Source organism: Bradyrhizobium sp. CSA207, from assembly GCF_029051685.1.
Classification (GTDB): Bacteria; Pseudomonadota; Alphaproteobacteria; order Rhizobiales; family Xanthobacteraceae; genus Bradyrhizobium.
Window position 1 is genome coordinate 99,936 of sequence record NZ_JAACFT010000001.1, and the last position, 26,552, is coordinate 126,487.

Consider the following 26,552-nt stretch of genomic DNA (forward strand, 5'->3'; position numbering starts at 1 on the left):
GGCGCGATCCCGCGGCCCTGATGCCGCGGGATCGGTCCATTTTGCCTACAGATTGCTTTCGGTGATCGCGGCGTAGACCATGCTGCGCAGCTCGCGCCGGATCGGGTAGGCGCTGGACGGCAGCACCTGCGTCATGAAGACCGTAATCAGCTCCTCGGCCGGGTCGATCCAGAACGAGGTGGTGGCCGCGCCGCCCCAATTGTATTCGCCGGGGCTGCCGGCGATCAGCGTCTCGGACGGACGCATGGTCACGGCAAAGCCGAGGCCGAAGCCGATTCCGTTGTAGGTAGCTTCCGAGAACAGCGAGCGCGATACCTCGGGCAGGAAGCGGCCGCCCGGAATGTGATTGGCCGTCATCAGTGCCAGCGTCTTCGGCCCGATCAGCCTGACGCCGCCGAGCTCGCCGCCATTGAGCAGTGCGCGGCAGAAGGTGAGATAGTCGGCAACGGTCGAGCACAGCCCGCCGCCGCCGGAGATGAAGGACGGCGGGGTGAGGAACGAGCTCGTCGCCGGATCGTCCTGCAGCGTCAGGCCCTCCCTGCGCTGACCGGCATGGAAGGTCATGCCGCCACCCGGGTCGGCGGAATAGCAGGCCGCGAAGCGATGCGCCTTGGACGCAGGGACGTGGAAGTCGGTGTCGGTCATGCCGAGCGGATCGAGGATCCGTGTTTTGAGGAACGTCTCGAACGGCATGCCTGAGATCTTGCCGATGAGATAGCCGAGCACGTCGGTTGCGACCGAGTAGTTCCAGGCCTCGCCCGGCGAGAACTCCAGCGGAATCTTTGCGAGGCTCTCGATCATGGTCTGGAGCGTGCCGGATTTCTCGACCTCGCCGATTTTCTCGGCGCGATAGGCGGCATCGACGTTGGAGCGTTGCTGGAAGCCGTAGGTGAGGCCGGCCGTATGACGCAGCAGGTCGACGATCAACATCGGCCGGGACGGCGGCCGGGTCAGGAAGGCGGGCGAGGTGCCGGCGACAAAAACGCCGAGATCCTTCCATTCCGGAATGTATTTGGCGACAGGCTCGTCGATCGCAACGAGGCCTTCCTCGACCAGCATCATGAAGGCGACGCTGGTGAGCGGCTTGGTCATGGAATAGATGCGGTAGATGGTGTCGTCCTTGACCGGCGCCTTGCGCTCGACGTCGGCAAGGCCCTGGACCGAGCTGTGCGCGACCTTGCCACGGCGATAGACTAGCAGATGGCTGCCCGGGAAGCGACCGGCATCGATGTACCGGTTCTTCAGATGCGCATCGATCCGATCGAGCGCGGCCTTGGACATGCCGACGGATTCAGGCGAGGCGGGGGTCGGGGCGAGCATCAGTTCCTCCGGGCGGTTTTTCTCAGGAGGTTGATAGCCGAAATGGCAGCCCCATTCCAAGCGCATCGCGCTTAACGCGGCCCCCCCCGATTGGTATAGTCTCCACCTTGGAACGCCTCCAAGGAGCCCCTAAGGGGCCAACGAGAAAATCGCAGGCAAACGCACCATGACCCAGTTCAACGAGACCGAGCTCACCCAAGCCGTCGTCCAGAGCTTCGACAACACGCCGAATCCCCGCGCGAAATTCCTGCTCCAGGAATTGGTGAAGTCGCTGCACGATTACGTGAGCAGGACGGGTCTCACTTTTGAGGAGTGGAACTACGCCATCGATTTCCTGACCCGCACCGGCCAGAAATGCACCGACACTCGTCAGGAGTTCATCCTGCTGTCCGACGTGCTCGGCGTCTCCATGCTCGTCGATGCCGTCAACCACCGCGACCGCGAGGGCGCGACCCAGACCACGGTGCTCGGCCCGTTCTATGTCGGCGAGCACAAGGTGACCGCACACGGCACCGATATCTCCCCGAACAATCTGACTGGCGAGCGGATGTTCGTGCAGAGCCGCGTCACCGATCTCAAGGGCAAGCCGCTTGCGGGCGTGCCGGTCGACGTCTGGCACGCCGACGATGACGGCTTCTACGATTCACAGAAGCCGAACTACGACGAAGTCGGCGCCTCGGCGCGGGCGCGCTTCATCACCGATGACGACGGCCGCTTCTTCTTCCGGACCATTTTGCCGTGCAGCTACCCGATCCCGACCGACGGTCCCGTGGGCGAGATGATCATGCAGACCAAGCGGCATCCGATGCGCCCGGCGCATGTCCATTTCCTGGTGAATGCGAAGGGCTTTGAGCCGCTGATCACCCACGTCTTCATGGGCGGCGATAAATATCTGGATTCCGACGTGGTGTTCGGGGTCAAGGACGACCTCATCGCCAGGATCGAGCCGCGCAACGATCCCACAATGCCCGACGGCTCCAAGGCAAACGGGCAGTGGCATTTGATGAGCTACGAATTCCACCTCAAGCCCGGGGGAGGCATGGCGCCGAAACCGCTCGGGGTGAAGGCCGGGGAGCCGGCCTGACGGCTCGCCGGCGGGGTGTACGTCAGCGTCCGATAAAGGCTGCCAGCTCGTCAGGCGTCCCCATGGGAAAGGCTTCCTTCATAAACTCGAGGAAGGCGGATACGCGTGCGCTCAAGAGTCGGCGCGATGGATAGAGCGTCCACAGCGCGATCTCTGGTCCATCGATGTCGCCCCAATGCACCAGCGTGCCGGCAGCCAGGTCGTGACTGACCAGTGACACCGGGAGCCGTCCGGCGCCGACGCCCGCCCGGACCGCATCGCGGACCATGACGAGCGATGACAGGCGAAGGACCGGATCAACCGCGATACGCGATCTTCCTTTTGGCAGCGTCACGTCCCAGGTTGTTTTCCGGTCGCCCGCTCCGCGCATGACAGCCGGCACAGCGAGATTGTCCCTTGGTCGTTTCAGGTCCGGGCTCGCCACGACCACCAGCCGATCGCGCAGAAAGATTCGTCCGACAAGGTTTTCATCCGGATCGGGATTCACCCGGATGACCAGGTCGTATCCTTCCTCCACCATGTCGACGGAGCGATCTTCCGTCGTGACGTCAAGACGGACCTCCGGATATCTGAGCGCGAATGCGGCCGCGAGCTTGCCCATTGCGGTCTGCGAGAACAGCAAAGGCGCGCTGATCCGCAAGCTGCCGCGCGGACTGTCCCCGCCCGACGCGATCGCCGCCGCCGTCTCGTCGAGCTCGGTCAGCAATGCGCCCGTCCGTTCATAAAGCGCCCGTCCTTCCTCGGTGAGCTTCAATGCGCGCGCTCCGCGCTCGAACAAACGCAAGTCGAGGCTGCTCTCGAGTTCTGCCACCCGGCGGGACAGGGTCGCTTTCGGGCGTCCAGTGGCGCGCGCGGCCCGCCCGAAACCGCCATACCGGGCGACGAGATTGAAGTCAGCAAGGGCAAGGAGGTCCATACGTTCCACCTATGAGACGGTATGTCCAGATATACCGTCTATCGGTCCGGATGTGGATCACCAATTTCGGGGTGTCTTTTTGACCCAAACCGGAGTGATCCCCATGACCATCCTCGTTACCGGAGCGACTGGCACAGTCGGCCGCCAAGTTATCGAACAACTCGTCAGGCGCGGCGCCGATGTGCGCGCGCTCGTCCGCGATCCCGCCAAGGCCAAGTTTCCGGCAGGCGTCAATGTCGTGCAGGGCGATCTGCTCGACGTCGACTCGCTGCGCGGCGCGTTCTCAGATGTCTCAACCCTGTTCCTGCTCAACGCAGTGGTATCCGATGAATTCACGCAGGCGCTGATTGCGCTCAACCTGGCCCGCGAGGCGGGCGTTGAGGGGATCGTCTACCTCTCGGTGATCCACAGCGATCTCTACGTGAACGTGCCGCACTTCGCGGGCAAGTTCGGCGTCGAGCGGATGATCGAGCGGATGGGCTTCAACGCCACCATCCTGCGCCCCGCCTATTTCATGAACAACGATCTCACGATCAAGGATGTCGTGTTCGGACACGGTGTCTATCCGATGCCGATCGGCAGCAAGGGTCTCGCCATGATCGACGCACGCGACATCGGCGAGATCGCGGCCATCGAGCTCATCCGGCGCGAGCAGGCCACGGGGGCGCTCCCGCTCGAGCGGATCAATCTCGTCGGCCCGGCTACGCTGACGGGTTCGGACGTCGCCGCGATCTGGACGGCGGTGCTGGGGCGCACGATCGCCTATGGCGGCGACGACACCGGCAGGTTCGAGCAGAACCTCAGGCAGTTCATGCCGCCCTGGATGGCCTACGACATGCGCCTGATGAGCGAGCGCTTTCTCACCGAGGGCATGATCCCCGAGGCTGGCGACGTTGCGCGCCTGACCGCGCTGCTCGGCCGGCCCTTGCGCTCCTATCGCGACTTCGCCGCCGAGATCGCCGCCTCGGCCTGACGGCACGGGAGGAGCAGGGCCGAACAGGGATGAACGGCGACCACCATACCGTTGCTCATGATGCGTCTGCCTTGTTGTTATTTTGCTCCGTCATTCCGGGGCGCGACAACGTCGCGAGCCCGGAATCCATGTCTCAACAGTCACTGCGGCCCAATGGATCGCCCAATGCGCAATTGCGCATTGGGGTTCGCTTCGCGCCCCGGGATGACCTGATACGTCCTACCGCGCGTGCAACAGTGCGAGCAGGACGACGACTGCGCAGGCGAGCGCCGCCGAGGTCAGCTTCCAGAACATCAGCGGGCTGCGCTCCAAAAGCGGCGTGATCCGCGTGTCGAGATAGGCCGGATTGGGCGAGCGCAGCTCGAAGACGAATTCGGATAGGTCCTCGTGCCGCTTGTAGGGATCCGGATGCAGCGCGCGCCTGAGTGCACCATCAACCCACGCCGGCACGTTGCGATCGTCGCCGGCTGGGCGATACTGGAGTCTCCGCACGTCCGCCTTGCGCCGGATCCTGGCGATTTGGCTGCCGTAGGGAAGCTTTCCCGTGAGCATCTGGTAGCAGATCACGGCCAGCGAAAACATGTCGGAGCGCGGCGAGCCGCCTTCGCCGAGAAAATATTCCGGCGCCGTGTACTGGATCGCGCCCAGAATTTCGTCGGCCTCACCTAGCGGCGCGGCCTCGGTGACGCCTGCGACCCTGACCGATCCGAAGTCGATGATCTTCGCGGTGCCCGTCTTGTCGATCAGGATGTTGTCGGGCCTGAGATCCTGGTGCAGCATCTCCATGCGGTGGAAGGCGCGCAAGCCCGCGGCAATCTGCTCGATCAGGCCACGGACGGTTTCGAGATCCGGGCGCGGATTATCAGTCATCCACTGCTTCAGGGTTTGGCCTTCGATGAATTCGGTCGCGACGTAGAGGTAGCTGCGCCGTCTCGACTGTGACAGCGGCTTCAGCACGTGCGGGCTGTCGATTCGGCGCGCAATCCATTCCTCCATCAGGAAGCGCTTGCGATAGGCGGCATTGTCGCGCAGGTCGATCGACGGCAGCTTGAGCGCAACCGGCGCGTCGGTCTCCGCATCGACGGCAAGGTAGATATGACTGCGGCTGCTGCCGTGGATCTCCCGGACGATCCGGTAGCCGTCGAACATCGCCCGCGGCTCGGGCAGCGGAGGAAGCGGCAGTTCGGAGGTCTGATTGAAGATGCCGGCCGGATCGCGCTGCGGCACCGCATCGATGCGGAGGATCTGGACGGTGATGTTGTCGTCGCTGCCGCGCAGAAATGCTTCGTCGACGATCGCCTTCGCCGCCCCGTCGAGCTCGGCTGCATGTTCGCTGAGCGCGCTCGTGATGAAACGATGATCGACGAATTCGTAGGCGCCGTCGGTTGCTAGGATAAAGGTGTCCCCGGCCTCGATCTCGAACGCCTGGTAGTCGATCTCGAGCTGCGGGTTGATGCCGAGCGCACGGCCGAGATAGGTCTGCTCCGACGATACGATGATGCGGTGGTCGTCGGTCAACTGCTCGAGCGCCTTGCCGGCCACGCGGTAGATGCGACAGTCGCCGACATGGAAGATGTGCGCGGTGGTCGCCTTGATGACCATGGCGCTGAGGGTGCAGACGTAGCCCTTGTCGCGGTCATAGGCATATTGGCTCTTGCGCGTCTGCGCGTGGAGCCAGGAATTGGTTGCATCCAGCACGCGGCGGGCGGACGTCTTCACCGTCCAGGTTTCCGACGTGCAGTAATAATCCATCAGGAAGCTCTTGACCGCCGACTCGCTGGCGATCTGGCTCACCGTGCTGCTCGAGATGCCGTCGGCCAGAACGGCCGCAATGCCCTTCAGGCTGAGCTGCGGCTCTTCCGGAATCACGACGCCGTGAAAATCCTGGTTGATGGGCTTGCGACCCCTATCGGAGTGCTGGCCGACCGAAATCAGGAGTCCGCGAGTCATCGTCATCACCGGGAGAGGCAGGGCTGTGGCATATGGCACTTGGGAGCCCATGAAAGTGCTCGGCCTGCATGGTTCGAGACGCCCGCTTTGGCGGGCTCCTCACCATGAGGGTCTAAGATTTCGCCGCGAAACAAGACCTCATCCTGAGGAGCCCGCCAAAGCGGGCGTCTCGAAGGATCGGCCACAAGCAAACCGCACACCGACTTCTTTTTCAGATGCGATCGCCCTGCCAGGAGAGGGGAGCCTCACCCTGGCCGGGCGAGGCTCCCCTGTCGAGACAGGTTCGATCAGGCCGCAACGCGGGGCGGCGTAGCCTTGCCGGCCTGGCGCTTCGGCAGGGTCATGACGTGCGTGGCGTAGAGGGTCATGCCGGTGAAGGCGAGACCGCCCACGAGGTTGCCGAGCACGGTCGGGATCTCGTTCCAGATCAGATAATCCATGATCGAGAATTTTGCGTGCAGCATCAGGCCTGACGGGAACAGGAACATGTTCACGACGGAATGCTCGAACACCATGTAGAAGAACACCAGGATCGGCATCCACATCGCGATGACCTTGCCGGAGACCGAGGTCGAGATCATGGCGCCGACGACGCCGGTCGAGACCATCCAGTTGCAGAGCATTCCGCGCATGAACAGGGTCGCCATGCCGGCGGCGCCATGCGCGGCATAGCCGAGCGTTCGGCCTTCGCCGATGTTTCCGATGGCCGTGCCGACCTTGTCGGGGTCTTGCGTGAAGCCGAACGTGGTGACGAAGGCCATCATGAAGGCCACGGTGAAGGCGCCGGCGAAGTTGCCGACGAAGACGAGGCCCCAGTTTCGCAGCAGACCGCCAAACGTGACGCCCGGGCGCTTGTCGATCAGCGCCAGCGGGGAGAGAACGAACACGCCCGTCAGGAGGTCGAAGCCGAGCAGGTACAGCATGGCGAATCCGACCGGAAACAGCAGCGCCCCGATCAGCGGCTGGCCCGTGTTCACGTTGATGGTGACGGCGAACCACGCCGCCAGCGCGAGGATGGCGCCGGCCATGTAGGCCCGGATGATGGTGTCCCGGGTGGACATGAAGATCTTGGATTCGCCAGCATCCACCATCTTGGTGACGAATTCCGAGGGCGCGAGATACGACATCAATGGTTCCTTTTGCTTCGTAAGTGGGATCGCCACACCCGAAAGCGCGGCTGAACATGATTGGCCGTGCGGACAGCTTTGCCGCGCACGAGGTCTGGAGAGGTTTGGAAGCCTTGGGAAACGCGTCACGACGACCGAGCCGGGGAGGCCGTAAAGCTGGTGAGCTTCCGGGCTGCAGCCGCCAGCGGCTGCAACAATGCGGCAAAGCCGCAGTCTTCGTTGACGTCCATGCAGATGCAAGTTGCGTGCCGGGTGAGCTTGTTATGAAAACATAGTAATATCAAATAGATGTAGCGCTCGCTGATCCGGCTCTCACGTGCGCTGCGGCCTTTGCTTAAGCGATTGCATAAGATTTGTGCGCTGCACACGGAGTGGGCAGATCGCAAGTTTCCCGTGCGGAACGCGTCATGCGACAGTCTGGCGCAGCCTTCGTAACCCACTCATTATCCGGGATTTTTCGCCCCGGCACGCTTGGCATGAAGCTTGAATGGTTCCAGTCCGACGCCATTGAAGCCGTCCCGCGAGACTTCTCATCCGAATTGCCGACGCCACCGGACGGGGGTCTCCCCCGTCGCGCGTTCGCATGCGCTGCTTCAGGCGTTGCCGGACGGACGGGCTGCTCGTGTGCACTGACGCAAATCATTCGCAACGACGCAAAGGACGACACCAGCTATGACCAAGCGCATTCGCCGGCCCTCGGATAGTGGCCTCAGCCGCCGTCAATTGTTGAAGGCGGCCGGCAGCACCGCCGCACTTCTCGCCGCCGCCAAGCTGAATTTCCCTGCCGGCGCGTTCGCGCAGGACGCGGGCCCCGAGGTCAAGGGCACCAAGCTCGGCTTCATCGCGCTGAGCGACGCCGGCCCGCTGTTCGTCGCCAAGGACAAGGGCCTGTTCGCCAAATACGGCATGCCCGACGTCGACGTGCAGAAGCAAGCGTCCTGGGGCACCACGCGCGACAATCTCGTGCTGGGCTCCGAAGGCAACGGCATCGACGGCGCGCATATTCTCACCCCGATGCCTTACCTGATCTCAGCCGGCAAGGTGACGCAGAACAACCAGCCGACGCCGATGTACATCCTGGCGCGGCTCAATCTCGACAGCCAGTGCATCTCCGTTGCCAACGAATATGCCGATCTCAAGCTCGGCGTCGATGCGTCTGCCTTCAAGGCTGCCTTGGAGAAGAAGAAGGCCTCCGGCAAGTCCGTGAAGGCCGCGATGACTTTCCCCGGCGGTACGCATGACCTCTGGATCCGCTACTGGCTCGCGGCCGGCGGCATCGATCCCGACAAGGACATCGAGACCATCGTGGTGCCGCCGGCGCAAATGGTGGCCAACATGAAGGTCGGCACCATGGACTGCTTCTGCGTCGGCGAGCCCTGGAACCTGCAACTGATCCACCAGAACATCGGCTATACGGCAGTCACGACCGGCGAACTCTGGAACAAGCATCCGGAAAAATCCTTCGGCATGCGCGCGGCCTTTGTCGACAAATATCCGAAGGCCGCGAAAGCTCTTCTGATGGCGGTGATGGAAGCCCAGCAATGGTCCGACAAGGCCGAGAACAAGCCCGAGCTCGCCGCCATCATGGGCAAGCGGCAATGGATGAACTGCCCCGTCGAAGACGTGCTCGACCGTACCGCCGGCAAGTTCGACTACGGCCTTCCCGGCAAGGTCGTCGAGAACTCGCCGCACATCATGAAGTATTGGCGCGACTTCGCCTCCTATCCGTTTAGGAGCCACGACCTCTGGTTCCTCACCGAGGACATTCGCTGGGGCAAGTACGCGGCGAATTTCGACACCAAGGCGCTGATCGCCAAGGTCAACCGCGAGGACATGTGGCGCGATGCGGCCAAGACGCTCGGTGTCGCAGCCTCCGAGATCCCGACCTCGACCTCGCGCGGCAAGGAGACCTTCTTCGACGGCAAGGTGTTCGATCCCGAAAATCCGGCCGCCTATCTGAAGTCGCTCGCAATCAAGCGCGTCGAAGTCTGATGGGAGCCAGCGGCCGCCTCAGGGCGGCCGCATCGTCTTGGGAAGCCGGAGAGATTTTGCGATGAACATGCCTGCCACGAAGATGGACATTGAGACCGCCATGCCTGCGGGCACCGCCGCGCCGGTCGTCGCGATGACGCCGAGGCGGCCGCCGCGGAGCGAGACGTACGCGCGGATGGCGAGGGAGACCGCGGTTCGCGTGATCCCGCCGGTGGTCGTGATCGCGCTCTTGCTTCTGGTGTGGGAGCTCATCTGCCGCCGCGCCGGCTCGGCGCTGCCGCCGCCATCAAAGGTGTTCAAGGACACCAAGGAGCTCATCCTCGATCCGTTCTTCGACCATGGCGGCATCGACAAGGGTCTGTTCTGGCATCTCTCCGCCAGTCTCCAGCGCGTCGCGCTTGGCTACTCGCTCTCCGCGGTCGCCGGCATCGCGCTCGGCGTGCTGGTCGGGCAATCGATCTGGGCGATGCGCGGGCTCGATCCGCTGTTCCAGGTGCTGCGCACCATCCCGCCGCTGGCCTGGCTGCCGCTCTCGCTCGCCGCCTTCCGCGACGGCCAGCCCTCGGCGATCTTCGTCATCTTCATCACTTCGATCTGGCCGATCATCATCAACACCGCGGTCGGAATCCGCAACATCCCGCAGGACTATCGCAATGTCGCGGCGGTGGTGCAGCTCAATCCGCTCGAGTTCTTCGCCAAGATCATGATCCCGGCCGCGGCGCCCTACATCTTCACGGGGCTTCGCATCGGCATCGGCCTGTCGTGGCTTGCGATCGTCGCGGCGGAGATGCTGATCGGCGGCGTCGGCATCGGCTTCTTCATCTGGGACGCCTGGAATTCCTCGCATATCAGCGAGATCATTTTGGCGCTGTTCTATGTCGGCATCATCGGCTTCGTGCTCGACCGCCTGATCGCAGGCCTCGGCAAGATCGTCACCCGCGGCACCGCGCAGAACTGAGGGGAGAGGCACATGACCGCCTATCTGAAGCTCGACCATATCGACAAGATTTTTACCCGCGGCGCCGCCTCAACGGAGGTGCTGAAGGACATCAGCCTGACCATCGAGAAGGGCGAATACGTCTCGATCATCGGCCATTCCGGCTGCGGCAAGTCGACCCTGCTCAACATCATCGCAGGCCTGACTGGCGCCACCACCGGCGGCGTGCTGCTGGAGAACCGTGAGGTCAACTCGCCCGGCCCCGACCGCGCCGTGGTATTTCAGAACCACAGCCTGCTGCCCTGGCTCACTGTCTACGAGAACGTCAGGCTTGGCGTCGACAAGGTCTTCGCCAGGACGAAGTCCCGCGCCGAACGCGACGCCTGGGTCATGCACAATCTCAACCTCGTGCAGATGGCGCATGCCAAGGACAAGCGCCCCTCGGAAGTGTCCGGCGGCATGAAGCAGCGCGTCGGCATTGCCCGTGCGCTGGCGATGGAGCCGAAGGTGCTGCTGCTCGACGAGCCCTTCGGCGCGCTCGACGCGCTGACCCGCGCGCATCTCCAGGATTCGGTGATGGCGCTGCACCAGAAGCTCGGCAACACCATTTTGATGATCACCCACGACGTCGACGAGGCCGTGCTGCTGTCCGACCGCATCGTGATGATGACAAACGGTCCCTCCGCGCGCATTGGCGAGGTGCTGGAGGTGCCGCTGGCGCGCCCGCGCAAGCGGCTCGAGCTCGCCACCAACACCACCTATCTGAAGTGCCGGCAGCGCGTGCTCGAATTCCTCTATGAGCGTCACCGCTTCGTCGAAGCCGCGTAAACGCGTCGTAAATGCGTGACGTGCGCGCACAAATAACAGACATCTCGCTCAATCCTTGTGCGCCGCACAAGGATTGAGCGGATCGCAAAATTTGCATGCGAAATCGGCCTGCAAAAACTTCGGGCGATGCGAATAAGCACCTGAATTCCCTGCATTTCCTGATTGCGTGCAATTGGCACGGAAATTGAAATACCTTGTCCGACGCCAACGACGACGTCCCTCAACATCATCAATCAGCATCGTGAACTCGCCACCGGGGCTTGGCCTCGGCGCGCGCCTCCGTGGCCGGAGGCTGAGCCTGCAACGGCGCAGCGGTGAGCTTAGAAGGGATACTCAATGACGAAAAATCCAACTTGGATTTCAGACTGGCGCCCCGAAAACGAGGCGTTCTGGAATGCGACTGGCAAGACCGTCGCGCGGCGCAACCTGATCTGGTCGATCGTGGCCGAACATATCGGCTTCTCGGTGTGGCTGATCTGGAGCATCGTCACCACCAAGCTGCCGCAGGCGGGCTTCCATTACACCACCGACCAGCTGTTCCAGCTCGTCGCGGTGCCGGGACTTATCGGCGCCTTGATGCGCTTTCCCTATACGTTCGCAGTCACGACCTTCGGCGGCCGCAACTGGACCATTTTCAGCGCGGCGATCCTGTTCATCCCGACGCTGTCGCTCGCTTATTTCGTCAGCCAGCCCGACACGCCGTTCTGGCTGATGCTGCTGATTGCCTCCACTGCGGGCCTCGGCGGCGGCAACTTCGCCTCCAGCATGACCAACATTTCGTTCTTCTTCCCCGACCGGATGAAGGGGTGGGCGCTCGGCTTGAACGCGGCCGGCGGCAATATCGGCGTCTCCAGCGTGCAGCTGCTGACCCCGATCCTGATGACGCTCGCCGTCATCAACCTGTTCCAGGCAAGCCCCGTCGACGGCGTCTTCCTTCAGAATGCCGGTCTGATGTGGGTGCTGCCGATCGCGATCGCGGTGTTCGGTGCGGTGTTCTTCATGAACAACCTCACCACCGCCAAGTCGTCGATCAAGAACCAGCTCGCGGTGGTCAAGCGCAAGCACACCTGGATCATGGCGTACCTTTATATCGGCACGTTCGGATCCTTCATCGGCTATTCCGCGGCATTTCCGCTGCTGATCAAGACGCAATTCCCCACGGTGACGATCGCGATCGCATTCCTCGGGCCTCTCGTCGGATCGCTGTCGCGTCCGTTGGGCGGCTGGCTCGCCGACAAGATCGGTGGCTCCATCATCACGTTCTGGAACTTCATTGCGATGGCGGCGGCGACGGTCGGCGTGGTCTATTTCGTCGGGCAAAAGGATTTTATCGGCTTCCTGTCGATGTTCCTGATCCTGTTCGTTACCACGGGTATCGGCAACGGCTCGACCTACCGCATGATCCCCTCGATCTTCCGCGAGCAGAACCTGTTCAAGGTGCGCGGCAAGGGCGATGCGGCGCGCGCGCTTGCTATGAAGACAGCGAGCATCGAGAGCGGTGCGGCGGTCGGCTTCATCGGCGCGGTCGGTGCCGTCGGCGGCTATCTGATCCCGAGCGGTTTTGGCAAGTCCATCGCCCTCACCGGCGGACCGCAGCTCGCGCTCGCGATCTATCTCGCCTTCTACGCCTCCTGCCTCGCCCTGACCTGGTGGTTTTATCTACGTCGCAGCCCGCAGGGTGAAGGCGCGCCAAGCCTTGCCGAAGCACGTGTGTGACACTTGGTACGAATCTCGCTTCTCCCCGTACGCGGGGAGAAGCATTGGCCGGAACGTTTGACCCATGAACTTTTTCCGCAATGGCGCGGACAAAGGCGGACCTAACAGCCAGGAGAACATCATGACGCCCGAACAGATCACCCTCGTCCAGCAGAGCTTTTCCAAGGTCGAGCCGATTTCAGAAACGGCCGCGGTGCTGTTCTACGATCGTCTGTTCGAGGTGGCGCCGTCCGTGCGCGCGATGTTTCCCGAGGACATGACCGAGCAGCGCAAGAAGCTGATGGGCATGCTGGCCGCCGTCGTCGGTGGCCTGTCGAATCTGGAATCGATTCTTCCCGCGGCCTCGGCGCTGGCCCAGCGTCACGTCGCTTATGGCGCCAAGGCCGAGCACTACCCGGTGGTCGGCGCGACCTTGCTGTGGACCCTGGAAAAGGGGCTCGGCGAAGCCTGGACGCCCGAACTGGCAAAAGCCTGGACAGACGCCTACGCAGTGCTGTCCGGTTTCATGATTTCCGAGGCCTACGGCGCGCAGTCGCAGGCCGCTGAATAGGAAATGCCCTGTGAGTGAACCGCTCGTCATCGTCGGTAACGGTATGGCGGCCACGCGTCTGGTCGACGAACTCGCCAAGACCTCGCTCGGCCGCTACGCGGTCGCGGTGATCGGCGAAGAGCCGCGGCTCGCTTACAATCGCGTGCTGCTCTCCTCCGTGCTTGCGGGGGAGACTGGCTCGCACGAGATCGAGCTCAGGCCCGCCGACTGGTGGCGCCATCGCGGCGTCACGGTGCGCTGTGGCTATCGCGTCACCGAGATCGACCCCGGTCGCCGCGAGCTCAAGATCGAAGGCGAGGAGAGCATGGAATATTCCAAGCTCGTGCTCGCCACCGGCTCGACGCCGCTGCGGCTCAACGTGCCCGGCGCCGATCTTGCCGGCGTGCACACCTTCCGCGACACCCGCGACGTCGATCTGCTGCTGACGCTCGCGGCGGCTAAGAAGCGCGTCGTCGTGGTCGGCGGCGGTCTGCTCGGGCTTGAAGCGGCCTATGGGCTGGCCAAGGCCGGTGCGCCGGTGACGCTATTGCATCTGATGGACCGGCTGATGGAACGCCAGCTCGATCTGCCGGCCGCCGACCTGCTGAAGACGCTGGTCGAGCGCAAGGGCATCCGCATCCTGCTCAACGCCTCGACCGTCCGCATCCATGGTGAGGGGCACGTTGAAGCCGTCGAGCTTGCCGACGGCAGCCGCATCGAGGCCGACGCCGTGATCTTCGCCGCCGGCATCAGGCCCAACGTCGCGCTGGCCAAGGACGCCGGCATCGCGGTCAACCGCGGCATCGTCGTCAACGACGAGATGCAGACGGCCTCGCCCGACATCTACGCGCTCGGCGAATGTGCCGAGCATCGCGGCATCTGCTATGGCCTGGTCGAGCCGGCTTATGAGCAGGCGCGGGTGCTGGCGCGGCATCTCGCCGGCCGGCCTGCTTCCTACCAGGGCAGCGTGGTTTCGACCAATCTGAAGGTCTCGGGCGTCAGCGTGTTTTCCGCCGGCGACTTCATGAGCGGGGAGGGCAGCGAGAGCCTCGTGCTCACCGACCGCAGGCGCGGCACCTACAAGAAGCTCGTCATCGCCGACGGGCGTCTCACCGGCGCCGTGCTGATCGGCGATACCGTCGATGCGCTCTGGTATCTCGAGCTGATCCGCAATCGCGAAAAGGTTGTGGCAATCCGCACCGACATGATGTTCGGCCGCGCGCTGGCGCGTCCTTCCAAGGCAGCTTGACGGGCGGTTTGAGATGACGGTGATTGATCCCACGCTGCGCACGACCAAGACGACCTGCCCTTATTGCGGTGTCGGCTGCGGCGTGCTGGCGACGCCCGACGGCAACGGCGGCGCCGCGATCGCGGGCGATCCCGATCATCCCGCCAATTTCGGCCGGCTCTGCTCGAAAGGCTCGGCGCTCGGCGAGACCGTGGGACTGGAGAGCCGGCTGCTCTATCCGATGATCCGCTGCAAGGGCGTGCTCGAACGCGTCGCCTGGAGCGATGCGCTCGACCATGTCGCCCATCGCATGCGGCACATCGTTGCGCGCGACGGCGCGGACGCGGTCGCGTTTTATCTCAGCGGTCAGCTTCTCACCGAGGACTATTACGTCGCCAACAAGCTGATGAAAGGCTTCGTCGGCACGGCCAATGTCGACACCAATTCGCGGCTCTGCATGTCGTCCTCGGTCGCCGGCCATCGCCGCGCCTTCGGGGCCGACACCGTGCCCGGCTGCTATGAGGATCTCGACGAGGCCGATCTACTGGTCTTCGTCGGCTCGAACGCCGCCTGGTGCCATCCGGTGCTGTTCCAGCGCATGCTGAAGAACCGGCAGGAGCGCGGCGCGCGCATGATCGTGATCGATCCGCGCCGCACCGACACGGCCGGCGACGTCGATCTGTTCCTGGGCCTCAAGCCCGGCACCGATACCGCGCTGTTCTCCGGTCTCTTTGTCCATCTCGCCGACAATGGCGCGCTGGACAAGGACTATATCGCAGAGAACACCTCGGGCTTTGATGACGCGCTGGCCCGTTCGCGTAGCATTGCTGGTAGCGTGACTGCGACCGCGCTTGCCACCGGCCTCACCGAGCAGGATGTTGCAAGTTTCTTCAAGATGTTTCGCGACACGCCGCGCGTCGTCACACTGTATTCGCAAGGCGTCAACCAGTCGGCGCAGGGCACCGACAAGGTCAACGCGATCCTGAACTGCCATCTCGCCACCGGGCGCATCGGCAAGCCGGGCGCTTCGCCGTTCTCGCTCACCGGCCAGCCCAATGCGATGGGCGGCCGCGAGGTCGGCGGCCTTGCCAACCAGCTCGCCGCGCACATGAACTTCACGCCGCCAGACATTGATCGCGTGCGGCGGTTCTGGAAGGCGCCGCGCATCGCCACCCATGAGGGGCTGAAGGCGGTGCAACTGTTCGAAGCCATCGACCGCGGCGAGGTCAAGGCGCTGTGGGTGATGGGCACCAATCCGGCGGTGTCGCTGCCCGATGCGGACTTCGTGCGCGAGGCGCTGAAAAAGCTCGAACTGTTCGTGGTCTCGGAGAACGTGCTCGCCAACGACACCGTCGACGCCGGCCCGCACGTGCTGTTGCCGGCGCTGGCCTGGGGCGAGAAGTCGGGCACCGTGACCAATTCCGAGCGCCGCATCTCGCGCCAGCGCTCGTTCCTGCCGGCTCCGGGCGAGGCGCGGCCGGACTGGTGGATCCTCAGCGAAACCGCCAAGCGTCTCGGCTTCGGCGGCAGCTTTGACTACAAATCCGCCGCGGATATCTTCCGCGAGCATGCGGCGCTCTCGGCCTTCGAGAACGATGGCAGTCGCGATTTCGACATCGGCGCGCTCAGCGCACTGTCCGACGACGCCTTCGACGCGTTGAAGCCTGTGCAGTGGCCCGCGCGCGAAGGCGGGACGCCCGGCGAGCGCCTCTTCGCGAGCGGCGGCTTCTTTACCAATGACGGCAAGGGCCGCTTCATCGCGCCGGACGTGCCGGCGCTGCGCGGCGAGACCGGCGCCTCGCGCCCGCTGCGGCTCAACACCGGGCGCATCCGCGATCAGTGGCACACCATGACGCGCACGGGCCTGAGCCAGCGGCTGGGCGCGCATCTGCCCGAGCCGTTCGTCGAGATTCATCCCGACGATGCCAACAAGTTCGGCGTCGTCCATGATGGTTTTGCCCGCATCACCACCGACTACGGCCAGTGCATCCTGAAGGTCGTCGTCAGCGAGCGGCAGCAGCGCGGCACGCTGTTCGCGCCGATCCACTGGAGTGCAATGAACGCTTCGCACGGCCGCGTCGGCGCGCTGGTGCAGTCGTTCACCGATCCGTTCTCGGGGCAACCGGAGTCCAAAGCGACTCCGGCTGCGATCGCGCCGTATGAATACGTCTTCCGCGGCTTTGCGCTGTCGCGAAAGCAGCTCGAACTGCCGCCGAACCTGTTGTGGACGCGCGTCAGCGTCGCCGGCGGCTTCGGCTATCTCTTCGCGGACAATGCCGATCTCGCGCGTTGGCCGGCCTGGCTCGCCGGCGTCGCCGGTGAGGATGTCGCCGACTACCGCGATTTCGGTGGCGGCGTCTATCGCGCCGCCTCGTTCGCGGGCGATCGCATCGAGACCTGCCTGTTTGTCGGCCCCGCCCACGACGCCGGCGATTGGGAGGTGGTGAAGAGCCTGTTCGTGGCCGATCACGTCACCGACGAGCAGCGCCGCATGCTGTTGTCCGGCAAGTCCGGCGAGGGCGCCGCGTCGACCGGCCCCATCGTCTGCGCATGCTTCGGCGTCGGCCGCGGCACCATCTGCGACACCATCGCCGCCGGCGCGCGCACGGCCGCCGAGATCGGCGCCAAACTCAAGGCCGGCACCAATTGCGGCTCCTGCATACCCGAGCTGAAGCGCCTGATCGCGACGACCGAAGTGGCGCCGGCAAAGCAGGCCAAGCTCGCGGGCGCGGCGGGGTAGGCCCGGCTCTCTCCATCGTCATTGCGAGCGTAGCGAAGCAATCCAGAATCCCTCCGCGGTGACAGTCTGGATTGCTTCGCTGCGCTCGCAATGACGCGTGGATGTAGTTGCGCACGAATTTTTGCGATGACACCCGCCGCAATCGACGGCCGCGCCGCTGTGCCCTATGGTGCCTGCCGTCCAACAGCTTGCTGTCGTCGGTGAACTGAACTCTTGAGCTCCGTCGTAGTTGCTCCGACGAGAAGTCGGCATCAGAGAAGAACATGCAAAAAAATCCCTTCGGCAAGACCGGCGCCAACGTCTCCATCATCGGGCAGGGCACCTGGTACCTTGACCATGGCGACCGTAAGCGCGCGATTGCGGCGCTTCAGCGTGGACTCGATCTCGGCATGAGTCATATCGACACCGCCGAGATGTACGGCGACGCCGAGCTCGTCATTGCGGAAGCGATTGCGGGCCGCCGTGATGAAGTGTTTCTGGTCTCGAAGGTGCTGCCGAGCAACGCCTCGCGCCGCGGCACCATTGCGGCCTGTGAGCGCTCGCTGAAGCGGCTGAAGACGGACCGGCTCGACTGCTATCTCTTGCACTGGCGCGGTTCCTATCCGCTCGAGGACACCGTCGCCGCGTTCGAGGAACTGGTGAAGGCCGGTAAGATCAAATCCTGGGGCGTTTCCAATTTCGATGCCGACGACCTCGACGAGATTCTCGATGTCGCAGGCGAGGGCGGGATCGCCTGCAATCAGGTGCTCTATCATTTGAAAGAACGCGCGATCGAGCATGCGGTGATCCCCTGGTGCGAGCGGTACGGCACGACGGTAGTGGCCTATTCGCCGTTCGGTCATGACGATTTTCCAACGAGCAGCAGCAAGGGCGGCGCGGTGCTTGCGCGCATCGCGGAAGCGCGTGGTGCGACGCCGCGCCAAGTCGCACTGAGCTTCCTCACCCGTGCAACTACGGTGTTTGCGATTCCCAAGGCGTCATCCGCGGAACACGCGGGCGAAAACGCGGGGGCCGGCGATCTCGCGCTGACGAAGGACGAGATTGCAGCGCTGGATGCGGCGTTTCCGCGCGGTCCCAAGCCGCGCGGCCTGCCCATGCTGTAGTGCACAAACGCCCATTATTAACGGGGTATTGACGCGCGCGGCGATCGGCGCATATCGGCATCCTGTTTTCGGAAGTTGTGAAGGCGGCGCATTTGTCGTTTTTTACGACCGCTCCCGATTCGCATTTTTCCAGAGTTCCAGCCGTGACTCCGCCGCCCGCCGCAGCCGCAAGGCTCGACAGTATTTCCATGCCCATGCCCGAAAAGAAGAAGGTCGGCCGCCGCGCACCCGCGCGCGTCGATCATCCCTTCAAGGGCATTGCGCTGGTGCTGTTGTCGACAGTGTTCCTCGGCTGCTCCGACGTCACCGCGAAATATCTGTCGACGAGCCTGCCGTCGATCGAGATCACCTGGATCCGCTTCGTCACGTTCGCGCTGATGTTCACGCCGGTGATGTTTCCGCGCTCGCCGCTCTATGCGATGCATACCGAGCGGCTCGGTTTGCAACTGATGCGCGGCGCCGCGCTGCTCGGCTCCTCGCTGTTCTTCATCACCGGCCTCGGCTTCCTGCCGATCGCGGAAGCCTCCGCCACCGGCTTCGTCTCGCCGCTGTTCGTCACGGCGCTGTCGATCGTCTTTCTCAGCGAGAAGGTCGGCATGCGCCGCTGGATCGCAACGGCGATCGGTTTGATGGGCGTGATGATTATCCTGCGGCCGGGCTCGAGCGCGTTTCACGTTGCCGCGGTGTTCCCGATCATCTCGGCATTCTGCTGGGCCGCCGCGCTGATCCTGACGCGGATGATCAGCGGGCGCGAAGCCGTCGTCACCACGATGGCCTATTCCGCGCTGACCGGTGTTGCGATCCTCACCGCGATGGTGCCGTTCGTCTGGGTGACGCCGAGCTGGACCGCGATCGGGCTTGGCATCGTCATCGGCGTCGCGTCCACGGTGGGCCAGTGGATCGTCGTGCTGGCCTATCGCTATGGCGATGCCTCGGTGCTGGCGCCGTTCTCCTACACGCAGCTGCTCTGGGTCAGCATTTTGGGCTTCTTCATCTTCGGCGAATTGCCCGACGTCTGGACCATCACTGGTGCTGCCTTCATCGTCGCAAGCGGTCTCTACATCGCCCATCGCGAACGCATCCGCCGTGCCCAGCTCCTGATCCTGGAAGAGCGTTCGCCGAACGCCTGACGCCAATCACGAGGCGCACACCAAGATCATCGTGCAGCCGTGGCGATAAAGCACCCGTCATTGCGAGCGTAGCGAAGCAATCCAGGCTGCCGACGCGGAGGGACTCTGGATTGCTTCGCGGAGCCTGTCATCGGGCCGCGCTTTGCGCGGACCCGTTGGCTCGCAATGACGGGGAGTCGGAGGCCCTACACCGGCAGCGCGATCGAATACTTCACCTGGCTCAGCGCAAAGCTCGACTCGATCGAGGCGATGCCGTCGAGCCGGGTCAGCTTGGTCTTGAGGAAGGTCTCGTAGGAGGCGAGGTCGGCGGCGACGACGCGGAGCAGATAGTCGCGGTTGCCGGTCATCAGGTAGCATTCCAGCACCTCGTCCCATTTCGAGATGGCGCGCGCAAAGCGGTTGAGGTCCTCCTCCTTCTGCCGCGCCAGCTTGATCGAGATGAACACGCTGACGTGCAGCCCCAGCGCCTTCTGGTCAACGGTCGCGATGTAGCGGCTGATCACGCCGCGCTCCTCCAGCAGCTTGACGCGGCGATGGCAGGGTGAGACCGAGAGTCCGACCCTGTCGGCGAGTTCCTGCATGGTCAGCCGGCTGTCGTTCTGGAGCAAAGCGAGGATCTTGCGGTCGATGGCGTCGAGCTCGGGCATTGGGATGAAACCTGTGTTCCATGGGCGTCTTCCGGTAAAATATCCCAATACCGGCGGGTATGGCGCGAAAAATTGAGAAATCCGGCGCAGCCGGCAGGCGTATGATCGGGGCCTTATTTGCCGGAGCATCGCCATGCCCGTTGATTCCGCTCGTCTCGAAATCCTGTCCGCCCTTAGCCGCAAGGCGCTGTGGCTGTCGTCCTGGACCATTCATCACGCCAACCATATCCGCACCAACGCGGATGGGTTGAAGGTCGGCGGCCACCAGGCCTCGTCCGCGTCGCTCGCCACCATCATGTCGGCGCTGTATTTTCATGTGTTGCGGCCCGAGGATCGCATCGCGGTGAAGCCGCATGCGAGCCCGGTGTTCCACGCCATCCAGTATCTGTTCGGCCGACAGAGCCGCGAGAAGCTCGAGAACTTTCGCGGCTTCAAGGGCGCGCAGTCCTATCCTTCGCGGACCAAGGATGTCGACGACGTCGATTTCTCGACCGGCTCCGTCGGTCTCGGCGTCGCCCAGACGCTGTTCGCCTCGCTGGTGCAGGACTACGTCAAAGCGCATGGCTGGATGAAGGATCGCCGCGAGGGGCGGATGATTGCGCTGGTCGGCGATGCCGAGATGGACGAGGGCAACATTTTCGAGGCGCTCGCCGAAGGCTGGAAGCACGGCCTGCGCAACACATGGTGGGTCGTCGACTATAACCGCCAGTCGCTCGATGCCGTCGTGCGCGAAGGGCTCTGGGAAAAGTTCGAGACCATGTTCCGCAATTTCGGCTGGGACGTCGTCATCGTGAAGTACGGCCGCCTGATGCGCGAGGCCTTTGCCGAGCCCGGCGGCGAGGCGCTGAAGCGCTGGATCGACAATTGCCCGAACGCGCTCTATGCGGCGCTGTGCTTCCAGGGCGGTGCGGCCTTTCGCAAGCACCTGCACGACGAGATCGGCGACCAGGGTCCGATCACAAAACTGATCGAGCGCCGCAGCGACGACGAACTGCTGGCGCTGATGTCGAATCTCGGCGGCCACGATATGGCGAGCATGCTCGAGGCGTTCGAACAGATCGACCACGATCGCCCGGTCTGCTTCATCGCCTACACCATCAAGGGCGTCGGCCTGCCGTTCCAGGGCCACAAGGACAACCATGCCGGCCTGATGACGGTCGCGCAGATGGAGAAATATCGCGAGAGTCAAAATATCCGTCCGGGCCACGAATGGGACAAATACGAGGGTCTCGCGCAGGACCCCGCCGAGCTCGACGCCTTCCTCGCGCAGGTGCCGTTCAACCAGGATGGCCGCCGGCTCACCGCGCCGGTGGTCGAAGTGCCGTCGCAGCTCGCCTTCAAGCCGTCGCCGCAGATGTCGACCCAGCAGGGCTTTGGCCTCGTGCTCAACGAGATCGCACGCAGCGACAGCGAGCTGGCCAGGCGTATCGTCACGACATCGCCGGACGTTACCGTCTCGACCAATCTCGGCCCGTGGGTGAACCGGCGCGGCCTGTTCGCAAATGCCGAGAAGGCGGACTTATTCCGCAGCGAGAAAATTCCCTCCACGTTCAACTGGGATGCCTCGCCCAAGGGCCAGCATCTCGAGCTCGGCATCGCCGAGATGAACCTGTTCATCATGCTCTCCGCGCTCGGCCTGTCGCACCAGATCAACGGCGAGCGGCTGCTGCCGGTCGGCACGCTCTACGATCCCTTCATCGAGCGCGGTCTCGATGCGCTGAACTATGCCTGCTACCAGGACGCGCGCTTCATGGTGGCGGCGACGCCGTCCGGCATTACGCTCGCGCCCGAAGGCGGCGCGCATCAGTCGATCGCGACCCCGCTGATCGGCATGGCGCAGGATGGGCTCGCCTCGTTCGAGCCCGCCTTCGTCGATGAGCTCGCCGTGATCATGGGCTGGGGGTTCAATCACATGCAGCGCGATCCGGGCGAGGGCGGCTCCGTCTATTTGCGGCTCTCGACGCGCAGCATCGAGCAGGCGCAGCGGATCATGACGGCCGAGCTGGAGCAGGGCATCACCGACGGCGCCTATTGGCTGCGCAAGCCGGGGCCGAATGCCGAGCTCGTGATCGCCTATACCGGGGCGGTTGCGCCCGAAGCGATCGAGGCGACCGGATTCATCGGCGAGAGCCGCCGCGACATCGGCCTGCTCGCGATCACGTCGGCCGATCGCCTGCATTCGGGGTGGACCGCCGCGCGAAAATTGCGGCGCGATCGCCGCGGCGTGCAGCATCTCAGCCACATCGAGAAGCTGCTGGCGCCGTTGCCGCGCGACTGCGGCATCGTCTCCGTGATCGACGGCCATCCGGCGGCGCTCGGCTGGCTCGGCAGCGTCCGCGGCCATCGCGTCGAGGCGCTCGGCGTCGAGCAGTTCGGCCAGACCGGCAGCATCGCCGACCTCTACCGCCATCACGGCATCGACGCCAACGCCATCATCGATGCGGCCGAAAGCCTCACCACCGGCGCTCCCGTGCTTCATCGCAAGATGGCGGTGTGATCGCTCGCATGGGCCCCGGCTCAGCAGCGCACCGCTGAAGTAGCGCTGCGCTGCGTCCGGGGCACGAGTGGTTCGGCTCGGTAAAATCTCGTGTCCCGGACGCAGCGCGGCATGAAATGACGCGACGCTGAGCCGGGACCCAGGCGCTTGCCTCGGCCCAACGCACGTCCCATATTCCGCCCGTCCGCAGCAACGGTGGCCCTGCATATGGCGGGTTCAATTGCCGGCGCTTTCGTGCAAGGATGCCTGCCGAAACGCCCCCTCCAAGCCCCCAAGAAGAGGTTAACGATGGTCAATCGCATGCAATTCTACATCGACGGCGCCTGGGTCGATCCCGCCGTCAAGAAATCCACCGCCGTGGTCAATCCGGCGACGGAAGAGGCGATGTACGAGGTTGCGCTGGGCTCCAAGGCCGACGTCGACAAGGCCGTCGCCGCCGCCAAGCGCGCCTTTGCAACGTTCTCCCAGACCAGCCGCGAGGAGCGCGTCGCGCTGCTCTCGAAAGTCATCGAGGTCTACAAGGGCCGCCTCAAGGAGATCGGCGCCGCCGTCTCCGACGAAATGGGCGCGCCGCTGCCGATGGCGGAGAAGCTCCAGGCCGGCGCCGGCCTCGGTCATCTCATGACCACGCTCGACGTGCTCAAGAACTATCATTTCGAGGAACCGGTCGGCACCGCGATGGTGCTGCGCGAGCCGATCGGCGTGGTCGGCATGATCACGCCCTGGAACTGGCCGCTCAACCAGATCGCCTGCAAGGTCGCGCCCGCGCTCGCCGCCGGTTGCACCATGATCCTGAAGCCGTCCGAGTTCACGCCGACCTCGGCGCTGATCTTCGCGGAAATCCTCCACGAAGCCGGCGTGCCGAAGGGCGTGTTCAACCTCGTCAACGGTCTCGGCCCCGAGGTCGGTGCCGCCATGAGCGAGCACCCCGACATCGACATGATCTCGTTCACCGGCTCGACCCGCGCCGGTATCGACGTGGCCAAGCGCGCGGCTCCCACCGTGAAGCGCGTCAGCCAGGAGCTCGGCGGCAAGTCGCCGAACGTCATCCTCGAAGGCGCCGACCTGCAGAAGGCGGTGACCGGCGGTGTGATGCACATGTTCAACAACTCCGGCCAGTCCTGCAACGCGCCCTCGCGCATGATCGTGCCGCTGTCGAAGATGAAGGAAGTCGCCGCGATCGCGAAGGCCGTCGCCGACAAGACCAAGGCCGGCGATCCCCGCGCCGAAGGCACCACCATCGGCCCCGTGGTCAATCGCGGCCAGTGGGACAAGATCCAGGGGCTGATCAAGAAGGGCATCGACGAGGGCGCAACGCTCGTCGCCGGCGGCCCGGGCCTGCCCGAGGGCGTCAACAAGGGCTTCTATGTCCGCCCGACCATCTTCGCCGACGTCACCCCTGACATGACGATCGCTCGCGAGGAGATCTTCGGACCGGTGCTGACCATCATCGGCGCCAAGGACGAAGCCGATGCCGTGCAGATCGCCAACGACACGCCGTACGGCCTTGCCGGCTATGTCTCGGCCGACACCGTCGAGAGCGCCAAGCGCGTCGCGCGCCGGATCCGCGCCGGCAACGTCAACCTCCAGGGCGTGCCCAACGACCGCTCCGCGCCGTTCGGCGGCTACAAGCAGTCTGGCAACGGCCGCGAGTGGGGCAAGTACGGCCTCGAGGACTTCCTCGAAGTGAAGGCCGTCGCCGGCTTCAACGCGGCGTAATCTCTAGCGCCTGATGAACATAACGCCGGAGCGGGAAACCGCTCCGGCGTTTTTCGTTTCGTCATTGCGAGGAGCTCTTGCGACGAAGCAATCCAGGCTGTCCCCGCGGAAAGATTCTGGATTGCGTCGCTTCGCTCGCAATGACGGAGGAGAGAACCTATCCCCCCACCGCGCCCTGCGTGTTGACATACAGTGCGTAGATCGACTGGCTCGCCGCCATGAACAGGCGGTTGCGCTTGACGCCGCCGAAGCAGAGGTTGGCGCAGCGCTCGGGCAGCGCGATGCGGCCGATCATGACGCCGTCGGGCGCGAACACCACGACGCCGTCGAGCTCGGGATCGCCCATGCCCCAGCCGCACCAGAGATTGCCGTCGATGTCGCAGCGCATGCCGTCCGGCGTGCCTGGACCGGCATCGATGAAGACGCGCTTGTTGGAAATCGTGGTGCCGTCCGCCGAGACGTCATAGGCGAGGATTTTTCGGTTAGGCACGCCGCGCGATTCCACCACGTACAGGATCTTCTCATCAGGTGAGAAACAAAGGCCGTTCGGGCCCAACACGCCTTCGGCGACGATGGTCGCCTTGCCGGTCGCAGGATCGAACCGGTAGACGTTCGGCTCGATCTCGGATTCGGCCTTGTAGCCCTCGTAATTGCCGAGCAGGCCGAAGGTCGGATCGGTGAACCAGATCGAGCCGTCGGACTTCACGACGACGTCGTTCGGCGAGTTCAGTCGCTTGCCGCCAAAGGAATCCATCAGCATCGTGATCGAGCCGTCATACTCGGTGCGGGTGACGCGACGGCCGCCATGCTCGCAGGTGACGAGCCGGCCCTGGCGGTCGCGCGTGTTGCCGTTGGCGAAATTCGAGGGCTTGCGGAACACCGAGACGGCGCCGGTTTCCTCCTCCCATTTGATGATGCGCTGGTTCGGGATGTCGCTGCAGAGCAGATAGCGCCCGTCGCCGAACCACACCGGCCCTTCGGCCCAGCGCAGGCCAGTCGTCAGCCGCTCCACGGCCGAGAGCTTGAGCCAGTATTTTTCGAAGCGTGGGTCGAGTGCACTTATCGCCGGATCGGGGTAATAGGTCGCCGGCCGCCAGCCTTGCGGCCTTTCCTGGAATTGGGACGATGCATCGTTCATGTGCAGGTCTCGTTATTGTGTTCCCTCTGTCCAAGTCTGCTATCATCAGTTATCTACGGCCGCAAATCTGTGGCCAAATACGAGGGAAGACATGCCGCGCATCTTGTTGACGGGAGCTTCGGGTGGAATCGGAACGCGCTTGCGAAAACTACTGCCACCGATCTATCCGGACCTGTTGCTCAGCGACATCCGCCCGCCCGCCGATCTCGGCCCCGGCGAAAAGTTCAAGGCGGCGGACCTGTCCGACATGGCACAGGTCGAGGCGATCTGCGAGGGCGTCGACGGCATCATCCATCTCGGCGGCTATTCGGTCGAAGGCCCCTGGAACGACATCCTCCAGGCCAACATCATCGGCGGCTACAATCTGTTCGAGGCGGCGTACAGGAAGGGCGTCAAGCGCGTGGTGTTCGCCTCGTCGAATCACGCTGTGGGCTTCTATCCGCGCCACCACAGGATCGGCACCGATGTCACGGCGAGGCCCGACGGTCGCTACGGCGTCAGCAAGGTGTTCGGCGAAGCGGTCGGCGCCCTCTACGCCGACAAGCACGGGCTGAAGGTCACTTGTCTCAGGATCGGCAATTTCGGCGACGTGCCGCTCGATCACCGCCGGATCTCGATCTGGCTGAAGCCGGAGGATCTGGTGCAGCTCTGCCAGATCGGGCTCGAGCATCCCGACATCCATTTCGAGATCTTCTACGGCGTATCGTTGAACGAGCGCGCCTGGTGGGACAACCACCGCGCCTACGAGTTCGGCTATCGCCCGACCGGCCGCTCCGAGGATCATGTGCAGCACGCCATGGCCGAGCAGGCCAAGCTGAAGCCCGATCCGATCGGCGACCACTATCAGGGCGGCGCGTTCTGCAGCAACGAGTTCGACGGCGATGCGAGCCGCATCATCGACTGGAATAAGCGGTAGATCGAGCGACGTCGCAATGGCGCAGCGCTCCCTCTCCCCGCAAGCGGCAGGGCTATCGCATA

General features: G+C 64.0%; 21 protein-coding genes. 14 read left to right on the forward strand and 7 right to left on the reverse strand.

Annotated elements, in window-relative coordinates:
• Window positions 1–45 precede the first annotated feature (45 nt).
• On the reverse strand, window positions 46–1,320 hold the full coding sequence (locus tag GWG65_RS00455; RefSeq protein ID WP_275193318.1) for a serine hydrolase domain-containing protein: 1,275 nt from the start codon (window positions 1,318–1,320) through the stop codon (window positions 46–48).
• Window positions 1,321–1,486: 166 nt separating this feature from the next.
• On the opposite strand from GWG65_RS00455, the gene GWG65_RS00460 reads away from it, so the two are divergent.
• Complete coding sequence (locus GWG65_RS00460; protein ID WP_275193319.1) at window positions 1,487–2,404, forward strand: intradiol ring-cleavage dioxygenase; 918 nt, start codon at window positions 1,487–1,489, stop codon at window positions 2,402–2,404.
• 22 nt (window positions 2,405–2,426) lie between these two features.
• On the opposite strand, the gene GWG65_RS00465 is transcribed toward GWG65_RS00460, so the two are convergent.
• The gene (locus tag GWG65_RS00465) at window positions 2,427–3,320 is read right to left on the reverse strand and encodes a LysR substrate-binding domain-containing protein (RefSeq protein WP_275193320.1); all 894 of its coding nucleotides are present in this window, start codon (window positions 3,318–3,320) and stop codon (window positions 2,427–2,429) included.
• 103 nt (window positions 3,321–3,423) lie between these two features.
• Between GWG65_RS00465 and GWG65_RS00470 the strand changes: the two genes are divergently transcribed.
• Window positions 3,424–4,293 (forward strand): NmrA/HSCARG family protein, encoded by an 870-nt coding sequence (locus GWG65_RS00470; RefSeq protein ID WP_275193321.1) that lies wholly within the window; start codon window positions 3,424–3,426, stop codon window positions 4,291–4,293.
• Window positions 4,294–4,512: 219 nt separating this feature from the next.
• On the opposite strand, the gene GWG65_RS00475 is transcribed toward GWG65_RS00470, so the two are convergent.
• Both GWG65_RS00475 and GWG65_RS00480 read right to left on the reverse strand, forming a co-directional pair.
• Window positions 4,513–6,249: a bifunctional protein-serine/threonine kinase/phosphatase gene (locus tag GWG65_RS00475; RefSeq protein WP_275193322.1), complete on the reverse strand. Its 1,737-nt coding sequence runs from the start codon at window positions 6,247–6,249 to the stop codon at window positions 4,513–4,515.
• Between the two features lie 281 nt (window positions 6,250–6,530).
• Entirely contained in the window at window positions 6,531–7,370 is an 840-nt protein-coding gene (locus GWG65_RS00480; RefSeq protein ID WP_275193323.1) for a formate/nitrite transporter family protein, read from the reverse strand.
• A gap of 672 nt (window positions 7,371–8,042) precedes the next feature.
• Between GWG65_RS00480 and GWG65_RS00485 the strand changes: the two genes are divergently transcribed.
• The 3 genes from GWG65_RS00485 to GWG65_RS00495 all read left to right on the forward strand — a co-directional run bounded on the left by GWG65_RS00485 (window position 8,043) and on the right by GWG65_RS00495 (window position 11,127).
• Complete coding sequence (locus GWG65_RS00485; protein WP_275193324.1) at window positions 8,043–9,362, forward strand: CmpA/NrtA family ABC transporter substrate-binding protein; 1,320 nt, start codon at window positions 8,043–8,045, stop codon at window positions 9,360–9,362.
• A 61-nt stretch (window positions 9,363–9,423) separates the two neighbouring features.
• The gene (gene ntrB / locus GWG65_RS00490) at window positions 9,424–10,320 is read left to right on the forward strand and encodes a nitrate ABC transporter permease (RefSeq protein WP_275193325.1); all 897 of its coding nucleotides are present in this window, start codon (window positions 9,424–9,426) and stop codon (window positions 10,318–10,320) included.
• Window positions 10,321–10,332: 12 nt separating this feature from the next.
• Window positions 10,333–11,127: an ABC transporter ATP-binding protein gene (locus tag GWG65_RS00495; protein WP_148737459.1), complete on the forward strand. Its 795-nt coding sequence runs from the start codon at window positions 10,333–10,335 to the stop codon at window positions 11,125–11,127.
• Between the two features lie 48 nt (window positions 11,128–11,175).
• Here GWG65_RS00495 and GWG65_RS00500 read toward each other — a convergent pair whose 3' ends face one another.
• A complete protein-coding gene (locus GWG65_RS00500) occupies window positions 11,176–11,367 on the reverse strand; it encodes a hypothetical protein (RefSeq protein WP_275193326.1) in 192 nt (63 codons plus the stop codon).
• Window positions 11,368–11,463: 96 nt separating this feature from the next.
• Here GWG65_RS00500 and GWG65_RS00505 point away from each other — a divergent pair, with 96 nt between their 5' ends.
• The 6 genes from GWG65_RS00505 (at window position 11,464) to GWG65_RS00530 (ending at window position 19,573) form a co-directional block, all read left to right on the forward strand.
• Window positions 11,464–12,843: an MFS transporter gene (locus GWG65_RS00505; RefSeq protein ID WP_275193327.1), complete on the forward strand. Its 1,380-nt coding sequence runs from the start codon at window positions 11,464–11,466 to the stop codon at window positions 12,841–12,843.
• A 121-nt stretch (window positions 12,844–12,964) separates the two neighbouring features.
• Window positions 12,965–13,393: a globin family protein gene (locus GWG65_RS00510; protein ID WP_275193328.1), complete on the forward strand. Its 429-nt coding sequence runs from the start codon at window positions 12,965–12,967 to the stop codon at window positions 13,391–13,393.
• Between the two features lie 10 nt (window positions 13,394–13,403).
• Window positions 13,404–14,621 carry an FAD-dependent oxidoreductase gene (locus GWG65_RS00515; RefSeq protein ID WP_275193329.1) on the forward strand — a complete coding sequence of 406 codons (1,218 nt, stop codon included), beginning with the start codon at window positions 13,404–13,406 and terminating at the stop codon, window positions 14,619–14,621.
• A gap of 13 nt (window positions 14,622–14,634) precedes the next feature.
• Window positions 14,635–17,340, forward strand: coding sequence for a nitrate reductase (locus tag GWG65_RS00520; protein WP_275193330.1), 2,706 nt, complete (start codon window positions 14,635–14,637; stop codon window positions 17,338–17,340).
• Between the two features lie 263 nt (window positions 17,341–17,603).
• Window positions 17,604–18,443, forward strand: a complete 840-nt coding sequence (locus tag GWG65_RS00525) for an aldo/keto reductase (protein ID WP_275193331.1) — start codon at window positions 17,604–17,606, stop codon at window positions 18,441–18,443.
• Window positions 18,444–18,631: 188 nt separating this feature from the next.
• Window positions 18,632–19,573 carry a DMT family transporter gene (locus GWG65_RS00530; RefSeq protein ID WP_275193332.1) on the forward strand — a complete coding sequence of 314 codons (942 nt, stop codon included), beginning with the start codon at window positions 18,632–18,634 and terminating at the stop codon, window positions 19,571–19,573.
• 185 nt (window positions 19,574–19,758) lie between these two features.
• Here the strand turns inward: GWG65_RS00530 and GWG65_RS00535 are convergent, their stop codons facing one another.
• Entirely contained in the window at window positions 19,759–20,220 is a 462-nt protein-coding gene (locus GWG65_RS00535) for an Lrp/AsnC family transcriptional regulator (protein WP_275193333.1), read from the reverse strand.
• 133 nt (window positions 20,221–20,353) lie between these two features.
• Between GWG65_RS00535 and GWG65_RS00540 the strand changes: the two genes are divergently transcribed.
• A complete protein-coding gene (locus tag GWG65_RS00540) occupies window positions 20,354–22,717 on the forward strand; it encodes a transketolase (protein ID WP_275193334.1) in 2,364 nt (787 codons plus the stop codon).
• Window positions 22,718–23,005: 288 nt separating this feature from the next.
• Window positions 23,006–24,436, forward strand: coding sequence for an aldehyde dehydrogenase family protein (locus GWG65_RS00545; protein ID WP_275193335.1), 1,431 nt, complete (start codon window positions 23,006–23,008; stop codon window positions 24,434–24,436).
• A gap of 157 nt (window positions 24,437–24,593) precedes the next feature.
• On the opposite strand, the gene GWG65_RS00550 is transcribed toward GWG65_RS00545, so the two are convergent.
• Window positions 24,594–25,574: an SMP-30/gluconolactonase/LRE family protein gene (locus tag GWG65_RS00550; RefSeq protein WP_275193336.1), complete on the reverse strand. Its 981-nt coding sequence runs from the start codon at window positions 25,572–25,574 to the stop codon at window positions 24,594–24,596.
• 91 nt (window positions 25,575–25,665) lie between these two features.
• Between GWG65_RS00550 and GWG65_RS00555 the strand changes: the two genes are divergently transcribed.
• Complete coding sequence (locus tag GWG65_RS00555; RefSeq protein WP_275193337.1) at window positions 25,666–26,490, forward strand: NAD(P)-dependent oxidoreductase; 825 nt, start codon at window positions 25,666–25,668, stop codon at window positions 26,488–26,490.
• Window positions 26,491–26,552 lie beyond the last annotated feature (62 nt).

What these genes read in the sequence shown, in the direction of transcription:
- GWG65_RS00545 (WP_275193335.1), top strand. Translation starts at nt 23,006, where the DNA reads ATGGTCAATCGCATGCAATTCTACATCGACGGCGCCTGGGTCGATCCC.
- GWG65_RS00475 (WP_275193322.1), bottom strand. Translation starts at nt 6,249, where the DNA reads ATGACGATGACTCGCGGACTCCTGATTTCGGTCGGCCAGCACTCCGAT.
- GWG65_RS00520 (WP_275193330.1), top strand. Translation starts at nt 14,635, where the DNA reads ATGACGGTGATTGATCCCACGCTGCGCACGACCAAGACGACCTGCCCT.
- GWG65_RS00530 (WP_275193332.1), top strand. Translation starts at nt 18,632, where the DNA reads ATGCCCATGCCCGAAAAGAAGAAGGTCGGCCGCCGCGCACCCGCGCGC.
- GWG65_RS00535 (WP_275193333.1), bottom strand. Translation starts at nt 20,220, where the DNA reads ATGCCCGAGCTCGACGCCATCGACCGCAAGATCCTCGCTTTGCTCCAG.
- GWG65_RS00525 (WP_275193331.1), top strand. Translation starts at nt 17,604, where the DNA reads ATGCAAAAAAATCCCTTCGGCAAGACCGGCGCCAACGTCTCCATCATC.
- GWG65_RS00495 (WP_148737459.1), top strand. Translation starts at nt 10,333, where the DNA reads ATGACCGCCTATCTGAAGCTCGACCATATCGACAAGATTTTTACCCGC.
- GWG65_RS00470 (WP_275193321.1), top strand. Translation starts at nt 3,424, where the DNA reads ATGACCATCCTCGTTACCGGAGCGACTGGCACAGTCGGCCGCCAAGTT.
- GWG65_RS00540 (WP_275193334.1), top strand. Translation starts at nt 20,354, where the DNA reads ATGCCCGTTGATTCCGCTCGTCTCGAAATCCTGTCCGCCCTTAGCCGC.
- GWG65_RS00510 (WP_275193328.1), top strand. Translation starts at nt 12,965, where the DNA reads ATGACGCCCGAACAGATCACCCTCGTCCAGCAGAGCTTTTCCAAGGTC.
- GWG65_RS00555 (WP_275193337.1), top strand. Translation starts at nt 25,666, where the DNA reads ATGCCGCGCATCTTGTTGACGGGAGCTTCGGGTGGAATCGGAACGCGC.
- GWG65_RS00460 (WP_275193319.1), top strand. Translation starts at nt 1,487, where the DNA reads ATGACCCAGTTCAACGAGACCGAGCTCACCCAAGCCGTCGTCCAGAGC.
- GWG65_RS00455 (WP_275193318.1), bottom strand. Translation starts at nt 1,320, where the DNA reads ATGCTCGCCCCGACCCCCGCCTCGCCTGAATCCGTCGGCATGTCCAAG.
- GWG65_RS00485 (WP_275193324.1), top strand. Translation starts at nt 8,043, where the DNA reads ATGACCAAGCGCATTCGCCGGCCCTCGGATAGTGGCCTCAGCCGCCGT.
- GWG65_RS00480 (WP_275193323.1), bottom strand. Translation starts at nt 7,370, where the DNA reads ATGTCGTATCTCGCGCCCTCGGAATTCGTCACCAAGATGGTGGATGCT.
- GWG65_RS00550 (WP_275193336.1), bottom strand. Translation starts at nt 25,574, where the DNA reads ATGAACGATGCATCGTCCCAATTCCAGGAAAGGCCGCAAGGCTGGCGG.
- GWG65_RS00505 (WP_275193327.1), top strand. Translation starts at nt 11,464, where the DNA reads ATGACGAAAAATCCAACTTGGATTTCAGACTGGCGCCCCGAAAACGAG.
- GWG65_RS00500 (WP_275193326.1), bottom strand. Translation starts at nt 11,367, where the DNA reads ATGCTGATTGATGATGTTGAGGGACGTCGTCGTTGGCGTCGGACAAGG.
- ntrB (WP_275193325.1), top strand. Translation starts at nt 9,424, where the DNA reads ATGAACATGCCTGCCACGAAGATGGACATTGAGACCGCCATGCCTGCG.
- GWG65_RS00465 (WP_275193320.1), bottom strand. Translation starts at nt 3,320, where the DNA reads ATGGACCTCCTTGCCCTTGCTGACTTCAATCTCGTCGCCCGGTATGGC.